The following is a 9874-nucleotide window of genomic DNA, read 5'->3' as shown; positions in this document are numbered from 1 at the left end:
AGAGCGGATCGGTTGCTGAGCTTTTCAAAAGAACCTCAGGTCCGTAGCTGAGAATTCCGGGAAAAATCCTGAGGGGCTCAACCCGGGTACATATCCTCAAGGAGCCGGGTCCCGGCCTCCGTTTTGAAGACCTTTGTTTTGATGCTTTGGACAACCTCGGGTTTCATCTCGTCCTCATAGATATTCACGATGAAATCCGCTTCAACAAGGATCTGGAAATCGGTGCCGTCGATCTTCGTATACGTGTGGTGGTTCCCGATAATGTAACAGATACGGTCGAGAGTTTTTTCGTCAAGGTGGCGGGGTGCGAGGATCCCGCGGGCAATTGCCGGGCCCTCCTCTTCCTGGTAGCGGCTTGCCGATGACTTGTACTTCCGCTCCGCCTCTTTTATCCCGATATCGTGGAGCAGGGCGGCGATCTCGACAACCTGTCGTTCGGTACCCCGTACATTGCTCTCCTCCGCGATCAGGCAGGCAAAATCGTACACCTTCAGGGCATGGTTGATCCGCCGCACATCGTTTCCGAAATACTGGATCATATCGTTCATTACCGGGTAGATCATCGCGCATCTCTCCGTACAATCCCGCTTGGATGCGTAACCGTAATAAGGGTTCTTTGCCGGCACCGGGAAGCCGTTTTGAACCTGCTGGGCTCTTCTGTCATCAACTATTGAAGGGACTGTTTCCCACTCTGGCCGATCTGGTTTTGTCCCTATCAAAAGCCGACTTAACAATCGATCATTAGACCGAAAAAGAGAACCTAACAAAGGCCGCCATAAAAAATATCGGGGGGTCATGAGTACCGAATTTGTCACCAGGGCCCACGACCTGATCGTCATTGTCGAAGGAAAATCCTACGAAGACATTGTCACAAAGATCCACAAGGAGATTCTCAAGGTCAAGGGAATCAAAAGACGGTCACTGATTTCGTTTGCGAATGGGCGTATTTTTTTCTATCTGATTTGTAATGAACCTACCCAGAATGGAGTAACCATCAATCGAATGATCTACAGGGATAGTATCTTCTCACCAAGATGTATCGTCAAATTGCAAAGAGTGGATTACGAAATCAGCAAGTCGAAATATTCGGTTTAGCCAGACAGTATTATTCTTAGTATGGTCAATAAGAATATTCTCGTATTCGAGTAAACCCTTGGAAGAAGATTTGTACTCAGTACGAACTCCCTGCTTTGGTTTATTTCAAGGATTACCCTAACCCCCTGCTACCCAGAATTTATCGAAAATAGGGAATGAGCTCAGGAAATTCATGATCTTTCCAAATTACTTTGTTTCACCACACTCCAGAAATTTTTCTGGAATGGCAAGTATTATTGTTTCAAAATACATCAAGATATATCTCTTGTTATTATCATCCAAATGTTTCATTATTATACATAATTATTATTTAATATAAAAAATTGTGTTTATAAGTAATTTTAACCCAGGTATATTTCGACTATAGTGCCAAAACATCCCGACACTTTTAATAGTTCCCACTCCGACATTAGTAGGCTGTGGGCTCGTGGTCTAGCGGTATGACGTCGCCCTTACACGGCGAAGGTCACCGGTTCGAATCCGGTCGGGCCCATCACTTTTCTGAATTGAAGGAAGACCCCTAACAGGGAGCATAAGTGTGATTTGTACCGGTTGCGATTTTTTCCCTCCCATTGCATTGGCTCGGAGTCCTCGGGTGCCTCTTCGGATCCTTGCTGGGCGAGTGCATTGATAGGTGTTTGGAATCTCGATAAGTGCGTGACGTAAATCCTGACGAGACATTTTGCGCGTCGGACATCATTGAATTCCCAAACTTGCTGTACGGAAGGTAGCAAACCAACTACTGCTGTTCCTCCCATTTGGGCTCATTTAGCACAAAACCCTGTACACTTTTAGCCACGAAATTTTTTCTGGCACTGCCAATCGAACTTTGTTGAAAAATACGGATTTGTGGATAAACACCCTGGTGAAAAGTAGGACTCTGTGAATATTGCAAGAATCATTTTTTGACAATAGTGTTGTGCCAAAGGTTCCGTCCTAAACAGTGACATAATGTATATCTCAATGATTTGGAGAACGGATCGAAACCGAAGATGATCGAACCTGTGGAAATGCTGCCTGTAAAAGGATGCAGCTCAGTAGTCAACACCCTTCAATGAGCACTCCGTGTCGGCAGGTTTCTCCGGGAGATTTATCTCGATAATGGAAAACAATTCGTCTCAAAACTGTACCCCGCTGAAGCCAAAAACAGGGAAACAAACAGATTATAGGGGGATACTATCACTTTTGCGACCGCGGAAAGATCGAATGGTACCCTTAGATACTTGTCTGAAACACAGCCTCGTTTACCTAGAGTAGTTGCAGCTATAATAAATGAATGTGAGTGGAGTTTATCCCAATTCATCCCATCGGGAACGCTTGCGATAGATGATTATCCCCACGACCACAAGCACAACGATAATAATGCCCACGACAATCAGGATAACGCTTGAACCTATTCCCGAACCGATCGATCCAAGGCCTGCAAACGGATTCCATGTGGCCTCCACAGCGGCTTTAAAGGTAAGTGCGTCATTATAGGATTCGTTTCCTTTTGTATACGCATCTTCGGCCTTTGACCGGGCCTGAGCGAAATTACCGTTTGTCAATGCATCGTTTGCAGCAGAAATGTAACTTACAGCAACTTCCCTTTTTGTAATAACTTCAGAGAGCCGGGCATCGCTAGCAGTACTGGAATTGCCCTGGAAATACGCTATCAGAGCATCGACATTATTGACCGGGCCCTGTGCATCAGAGATCTCTTTTTCCGCCCATGCTTTGTCAAGGAGAGTCTCTCCATCGGAGATGGTAGAAATTGCCGTATTGATATTGTTTAATGCGTCGGTGTAAGACGTGGAGGGGAGAGCCTGCGCCGTGCTGATCTTGGACTGGGCATCGTTATATTTGGCTTCGGCTGCGGACGTATCGATATCCATTGCCGCCTTTTCATCGATGTGCGTCCTGAACTGGCTCAGCTGCGTGTTTGCATTCGAAATTGCCGTTGAAACATCGTTCGTGTTGACCACAAGTGCAGTCTGGGAATAAGAGGACGTCCCCGTATTCCCGTTCGAATCAACATCAGTAATCTGAATCAGGGTCTGGTTGGCAGTCTGCGTAACAGAAGGTGCTGTACCTTCCAGCGTCACAACAACTGCCACATCATCGCCGGATTTGTACGTCAGTAAAAAACTGCTGATCGTAACCGTTTTAGAAGAGGCTTCTGTGAGGCCGTTCGAGACATCATTCACATTGATTGCATAGGACCATTTCGGCTTTTCCAACGCTGTATATAGTCGAAGATCATTTACACTGGACGACCCGCTCGGCATCTGTATCTTAAACGACAGGTCGACCGTGGTTCCCGGTGTCAATGCCCCGCTGGGGGATATGGACATTGAATTTACCGTATATGCCAGAGATGCAGCAGGAATAAGTAATAAAAACAGTGCCGCGATCCAGATCAGTTTCCTCAGTTCCTTCATTTTCATCCTCACTCGAACAATGGTTCGACACTTTCCTCGAACATATTCGATTTCTTCTCCTTGGATTTAATAACCTCTTCTTTGGTTTCCTTTGCGATATCAAGGAGTTCCTTGATCCGCGGGGCATTCCCCACTGTCGCAAGCATCACTACCGCTGCGACATATTCGCTGTTTACCGGGTAATCCCCGCCGCGCACTTCAACTCCGGCGATGTTCTCCTCAACCCAGCTCTTTGCTTTCTCGACCCCTTTCCTGTCCATCTCATCAGGCGGTCCGGCAATAAGGACAAGTGCACGTTCTGCGGTAGAATAATCGCAGGGTAGGGTAAGCCGCCCGAGCATTGCACGGCGGACAAGGCCTACGATCTTTGCCGAACGATCTTCCCCCATCAGGACTTCTTCGTTGGTCTCTTTCTTGGTACCGAGTTTGTCCTTTAAGTTGTCCCGCAGTTCGCCAAAGATCCCCTTCTGCTGCTTTGTACGCGTGCTCAGCACTTCACTGATTGCATACCCAACGGACGTGATGCCTCCGCCACGGAGGGTGTTGATAATCTCACTGGAATCAACAACCATTTCACCAATGCCGGCCTTCCCTACTTCACCTGCACGGAAAAGGACCGCAAATCTCCTGACTACTTCATTGTTTAAGCGCTGGAATGCACTCTTGACGCTTTCTCCTTCGTTCTTCCATGCGCTGTTATCGAAAATAAAGGTGTTATCTGCCTCGTTTACCAGCGTGGTAAGACTGCGGGCCGCATTGTAGGAATAGAGACGTCCTTCCTCGGGGGCCGGGATAATCCCCAGTGCATACACCGGTTCCCGGTAGATTCTTTTTAAGTGGCGGGCAAGCACCGGGGAACCCCCGGAACCGGTTCCCCCGCCAAGACCTGCAACAATGACAAAGGCATCGATATCGTGCGTGCCCCGTGTGTCGACTGCATTGATGATACTGTCGATCTCATCGGCCGTGACACGGGCGCCGGTTACGTTGTCGGTACCCACACCATGCCCTTTGACAAGTGTCTGGCCAATGAGGATGCGGTCTTTCATCTCGATATTTTTTAAGCCCATCAGATCGGTCCGTGCGGTATTGACAGCGATCCCCCTGAAACTGTTGGTGCCAAGCTTCCTGTCCTGTTCGATGAACATGTCGACAATCTTCCCCCCCGCCTGGCCAAATCCTATGAAAAATACCCGCATCTAATGTACACCATCCAAAGGGCTGACGATAAGTATTTCCTTTTAATTCTTTTAAGTCCTTTGTTTTATGAACTTTCAATCCTACACTACAAAAACTTTCTTGCCCTGACCTAACCTGCTCTCTGCCGTTTTGGTACGTGGGGATACGGAGCCTTTTTCAGGGACACCCGGACAAATAATTAAGGTACTACACTATGAAAATAGGAATACTCGGCGGAGGTTTAAGCGGGCTTGTTGCCGGCAACATTCTTGCCAGAGATCACGAGGTTATCCTCTTTGAGAAAATGCCGTTTCTGGGAGGCTGCCTCTCATCATACCATATCGATACTTATTGGATTGAACGATTCTACCACCACTGTTTTTCCGGGGACGAACAGCTTTTTTCCCTGCTTCGCGAACTAGGGTTATGGGACCGGCTCGAATGGCAGAAGGGAAGTACCGGCTATTATTCAGGAAATACCCTCTACTCGCTTACAACCCCCATGGAGATCCTGCGCTGGCCGGAACTCTCGATCCCTGAAAAAGCACGACTCGCCCTTCTCACCCTGAAGTCACGAAAGACCGACCTTGCCGCTCTTGACGATATTTCCGCCGAGACCTATATCATCGAACATTTGGGACCCCGGATCTATTCCGCATTCTTTGAACCCCTGCTCAAGAGCAAGTTCGGGAAAAACCGCTCCCAGGTATCTGCGGCATGGCTCATCAGCCGGATCGCCATCCGTTCCGACCGGGGTGTTGCCGGAGAACATCTGGGCTACCTGAACGGGGGGTTCCACCAGATTGTCGATGCACTGGAGACATCGATCCTCAAAAAAGGCGGGACCGTACACCTCCAGGCACCGGTTACTTCCCTTATGAAAAAAGAAGGGGGCTGGACCATCAATGACGAACCGGTGGACAGGGTGATCTCGACGGTATCGCTTCCCGAGTTGGGCAGGCTGACCGGACTTCCCTTCCCGGAGATCCCGTACCAGGGTGCCGCATGTATGACACTCGGTATTGAACGCGACGTGACAAAGGGGATTTACTGGACGAATATGAAGGATGAAAGCCCGTACGGAGCGGTGATCTCCCATACCAATTTCATACCAAAGGAGAGATACGGGGAGCATCTCGTGTATCTTGCATCCTATTTCAGCGGGACCGTTCCCGCACGTCTCGATCAGAGGATGCTGGACGATTTCTGTTCCCGGTTCGGTCTTGCCCCCTCCGAGATACACTGGAGCAGAATGGCCGTTGACCCGTGGGCCGGGCCGGTGTATGTAACCGGGTACCGCTCCCTGATCCCGGCCTATGAAAAACACGGGATCTACCTGGCGGGTATGTTTTCAGAGGAGAACTACCCGGAGCGAAGCATGGAAGGATCGGTCCGGGCAGGTAACCATGTTGCAGAATATATCCTGAAGCAGGAGCAGGATCACCCATGAGCGCCCCGTCTGTTACTGCGATTATCCCGGTCTTCAACGACCGCCCGTCACTGGAAGCTGCCTTGCCGGTATCCCTTGAAACGCTCGCAAAGATAACCGACGATTTTGAGATCATCGTTGCCGAAGACGGAAGCACCGATGGCAGCGCAGAATATGTACGTGAATTCGGAACGAAGAACCCGAAAATCCGGTTATTTCACAGCGACACCCGTCTTGGAAGAGGTACAGCCCTGAACCGGGCGATCCGCGAGGCAAAAGGAACGATTGTCTGTTATTACGATGTTGACCTTGCCACCGATATGCAGCACCTCCCGGAACTGGTCGCTGCAATAGAGAACGGCGCTGATATCGCTACGGGTTCGCGTCTCCTCCCAAAAAGCGATATTAAAAGGACTGGTGGTCGCGAGATTGCAAGCAGGTCGTACAATTTCCTCGTCAGAACTATCTTGGGGAGCAGACTCTTCGACCACCAGTGCGGCTTCAAGGCATTCAACAAGGCAACGATCCTTCCCGTCCTCCCGACAATCCGGTCGAACCACTGGTTCTGGGATACCGAGCTTTTGGTGAGAGCACAAAAAGCAGGGTTTACGGTGACCGAGTTTCCGGTGAAGTGGCGTGCGGGGAAAGGTACAACCGTCCGGGTAAAAGATGTCTTCGGGATGGGATCCGCAATCCTGCAGCTCTGGTGGCAGATCCATGTATCGAAAGATTAGCGCGATCCTCATCCCGTCCCTGATTGCCATCGGGATTCTGGCCTATATGCTGTATATGGTCTGGGACAACCTCATCGTCTCGCTCCAGCATATCGTCCCTGCCTATTTCGTACTTGCGGTACTTATCTGCCTTGCCGCATGGTGGCTGCGCGGGTGGCGGTACCACCGGATCCTGCTTGGCCTGAATTACCGGGTCAAGGTTGCAGTGGCAACGGCCTGTGTTTTTGTGAGCCAGACCGTCAACCTGATCGTCCCCGCCCGCCTGGGGGATTTTGTCAGGATCTTTATCCTCAAGCACGAATACAAGACAACCTACTCAGAAGGCATTTCCTCCATTGTTGTCGAGCGGGTCTTTGATATCATCACCGTTGCCCTGCTCGGGGCAATCGCGTTTTTCTTTATCCCCAATGTCCCCGACTGGATCGATCTCTATATCCTTATACCCCTCGTAATCGGGGGAGTATTCTTCATTTTTTTGATCTTTGTCGGGAAGCTTACCACCACCAACAAATATGTCAGGTATTTCCTGACCATGCTTGACGAGATCCGGAGAGCCTCGCTTAACCTTTCCTCGATAGTTATCCTGAGTTTCTCCTCGATCGTCATCTGGATTCTGGATATCCTGGTCTGTTTCTGCGTTGTCCTCATGTTCGGGCAGCAGATATCGTTTGCCATCGTGGTCCTTGCCATTGTTATCGGGAACCTGGTCAAGGCCATACCGATCACGCCGGGCGGTATCGGCACGTACGAATTTGCCGTGGCAGCGACCCTGGGTATTGCGGGCGTTCCGTATGCAACGGCAGTCTCGATCGCTATCATCGATCACGAGCTCATCAAGAACCTGATCACCGCAATCGGCGGCATTGTCTCGATCAAGTACCTGGGGAGCGACTGGGTGATCTCCACCATCAAAACTGCCTTAAACGAGAAACTCGGCGGGGGAAAAGCACCTGACTCCTGAAACCGGTATCCTTTCGGTCGTCTGCTGGCTGATCGTGGTGAGCTTCCTCCAGATCTCCGTATACCCGACGCTTAAAAAATGCCTCAGGGAGTACGCATTTCCCTTATCTTTTGCTGCTTCCCTCCTGATCTTTACCTTCCTTACCTGGTACTGCGGTCTTGCCCGGATCCCGGTCCAGCTTGCCCTTGTACCGTTCTTCCTGCTCCTCGCTTACCACGTATACAAGAGGGAGTACTCTTTTGAGGCAGTAAAAAAAGAATGGCGCTGGGAACTGGTATTTCTCGTCTTTTTCTTTCTGATGCTCGCGGTCAGGTATGTCAACCCGACCATCTCGTATGCAGAAAAGTTCATGGACCACGGTTTCCTTGCGTCCGTGATGCTGAACCCCGTCGTGCCACCGCTCGATCCCTGGTTTGCCGGGGGATCGCTTGATGTATACTACTATCTGGGCTACTGGATGTTCGGCTGCCTTGGCATAGTGAGCGGGGTGCCCTCGAACATTGCGTTCAACCTCGCCCTGCCGACGGTTCTTGGCATCGCGGCCGTAACCGTGTATGCGATTGGAACGCTCCTCCTTGACCGGTTCCGCTGGCTGCCCCTCATTATCTTCTTTATCCCCAACCCCTCGTTCTTTTACCAGATCGCCCTCGGCAAGGGATTGAACACCGTTCTCTGGGACAGCACGCGCACGATCACCAATACGATCAACGAATACCCCCTCTTCTCGTTTACCTGGGGGGATCTCCACGCGCATGTCATCTCGATCTTCAACCAGGTATTCCTGATCTTTATCCTCCTGTATCTCTACAAAAACTGGGAGGCCCTATCCTCGCGGGACAAGGGGATACTCTGCGGGCTTGCGGCACTCAGCCTTGGCTCCATGCCGCTGATCAACACCTGGGATGTCCTGATCTATGCACCGGTCACCGTCATCTTTGCTGCGCTGATCATCCTGCGCTGCCGCAAAGCGGGAAAGGGAATATCGTCATGGGGACACCTGATAGTAATACCCCCTCTTGCCGTCCTCGCTTACCTGCCGTTTTACCTCATGCTCAAGACCAGCACCGGGGGGATAGCGATCGTAAAAACGCCCTCGGATCCTTTCCAATTCCTGCTGGTGAACGGCTGGTTTATTGCGATCTTTTTAACGCTGCTGGTAAATGATATCCGTGAGCGTCCGTACCTGCTGCTGGTTGCGATCCCGTTTGTCCTTGCCGGCTATGTTGCGGCAGCCATTGCTGCCATTCCCCTCATCTATTTCCTTGCAAAAAAAGAGCATACGCTGCCGGATATCCTCGCGATACTGGGGCTTCTGCTGCTCATCGTTATCGAACTGTTCTACCTTAAGGACAATATGGGGGACACCTACTTCCGGATGAACACCGTCTTCAAATGCTATCTGCCGGCATGGATCATCCTTGGCATCAGTGCCTTTTCCATGGCAGGAATCCGGCTTGCACGTTCCGGACGTATACCGGTTCTCCCGCCACGGAAATGCGCGGTCCTGACTATTATCGTCATTGCGGCCCTCTTCATCATCCCCTTTGCCATTCCGCTCGACCTTAATTATGGCAGCCGGTCGCTTGACGGACTCGAATACCTGACAGCGTCCCACCCGGGCGATGCCGGAGGAGTGGCATACCTCCGTACCCTGACCGGTAACGAGATCCTTGTCGAAGCAGAGGGTGGGGATTACACCTATTATTCGAGGATCTCCTCGTTCACCGGTATCCCGGCCATTATTGGCGAGCCGTTCCACGAGTTCATGTGGCGGGGCGACACCACCGGCTGGTACAGCTCGCGGCTGGCCGACATAAAAACAATCTACGAAGATCCTGACAAGACGGTCCCCCTTATGAAAAAATATAACGCCACCCTGCTCTATGTCGGGGAATCCGAACGGGAGAAGTATACCGTGGATCTTCCGCACGAGGGACTTATCCCCGTGTACTCCGACAGCGATACGGTGATTTACCGGCTTGCCTGAAAGCTGCACAAAACCACCGCGAGGGTTCCGGCAGGACCCGCTAACTTACCCTGCCGTTTACAAACATTT

7 protein-coding genes and 1 tRNA gene are annotated in these 9874 nt (G+C 50.8%); 5 read left to right on the top strand and 3 right to left on the bottom strand.

Annotated features, from left to right (window positions below; genetic code table 11):
- Positions 1-77: 77 nt before the first annotated feature.
- A complete protein-coding gene (locus tag BP758_RS07655) occupies positions 78-563 on the bottom strand; it encodes an HD domain-containing protein (protein WP_292370276.1) in 486 nt (161 codons plus the stop codon).
- A gap of 953 nt (positions 564-1516) precedes the next feature.
- On the opposite strand from BP758_RS07655, the gene BP758_RS07650 reads away from it, so the two are divergent.
- Positions 1517-1588 (top strand) — tRNA-Val (locus tag BP758_RS07650).
- Positions 1589-2384: 796 nt separating this feature from the next.
- Here BP758_RS07650 and BP758_RS07645 read toward each other — a convergent pair.
- Both BP758_RS07645 and BP758_RS07640 read right to left on the bottom strand, forming a co-directional pair.
- Positions 2385-3191, bottom strand: a complete 807-nt coding sequence (locus BP758_RS07645) for a hypothetical protein (RefSeq protein WP_292370275.1) — start codon at positions 3189-3191, stop codon at positions 2385-2387.
- Between the two features lie 332 nt (positions 3192-3523).
- Positions 3524-4714, bottom strand: coding sequence for a tubulin/FtsZ family protein (locus tag BP758_RS07640; RefSeq protein ID WP_292370274.1), 1191 nt, complete (start codon positions 4712-4714; stop codon positions 3524-3526).
- A 194-nt stretch (positions 4715-4908) separates the two neighbouring features.
- Between BP758_RS07640 and BP758_RS07635 the strand changes: the two genes are divergently transcribed.
- The 4 genes from BP758_RS07635 to BP758_RS07620 are packed head-to-tail and all read left to right on the top strand — an operon-like array spanning position 4909 to position 9805.
- A complete protein-coding gene (locus BP758_RS07635) occupies positions 4909-6144 on the top strand; it encodes an NAD(P)/FAD-dependent oxidoreductase (protein ID WP_292370273.1) in 1236 nt (411 codons plus the stop codon).
- Positions 6141-6857: a dolichyl-phosphate beta-glucosyltransferase gene (locus BP758_RS07630; protein WP_292370272.1), complete on the top strand. Its 717-nt coding sequence runs from the start codon at positions 6141-6143 to the stop codon at positions 6855-6857. Before BP758_RS07635 ends, BP758_RS07630 begins: the two co-directional genes overlap by 4 nt.
- The gene (locus BP758_RS07625) at positions 6841-7818 is read left to right on the top strand and encodes a lysylphosphatidylglycerol synthase transmembrane domain-containing protein (protein WP_292370271.1); all 978 of its coding nucleotides are present in this window, start codon (positions 6841-6843) and stop codon (positions 7816-7818) included. Before BP758_RS07630 ends, BP758_RS07625 begins: the two co-directional genes overlap by 17 nt.
- Entirely contained in the window at positions 7808-9805 is a 1998-nt protein-coding gene (locus tag BP758_RS07620; protein ID WP_349680503.1) for a DUF2298 domain-containing protein, read from the top strand. Before BP758_RS07625 ends, BP758_RS07620 begins: the two co-directional genes overlap by 11 nt.
- The last annotated feature ends 69 nt before the right edge of the window (positions 9806-9874 follow it).

The sequence above is a fragment of the Methanoregula sp. UBA64 genome (assembly GCF_002502735.1).
In the GTDB taxonomy this organism is placed as follows: domain Archaea; phylum Halobacteriota; class Methanomicrobia; order Methanomicrobiales; family Methanospirillaceae; genus Methanoregula.
Note: the sequence above shows the minus strand (reverse complement) of the source record. Positions and strands in the feature narration are given on the sequence as shown.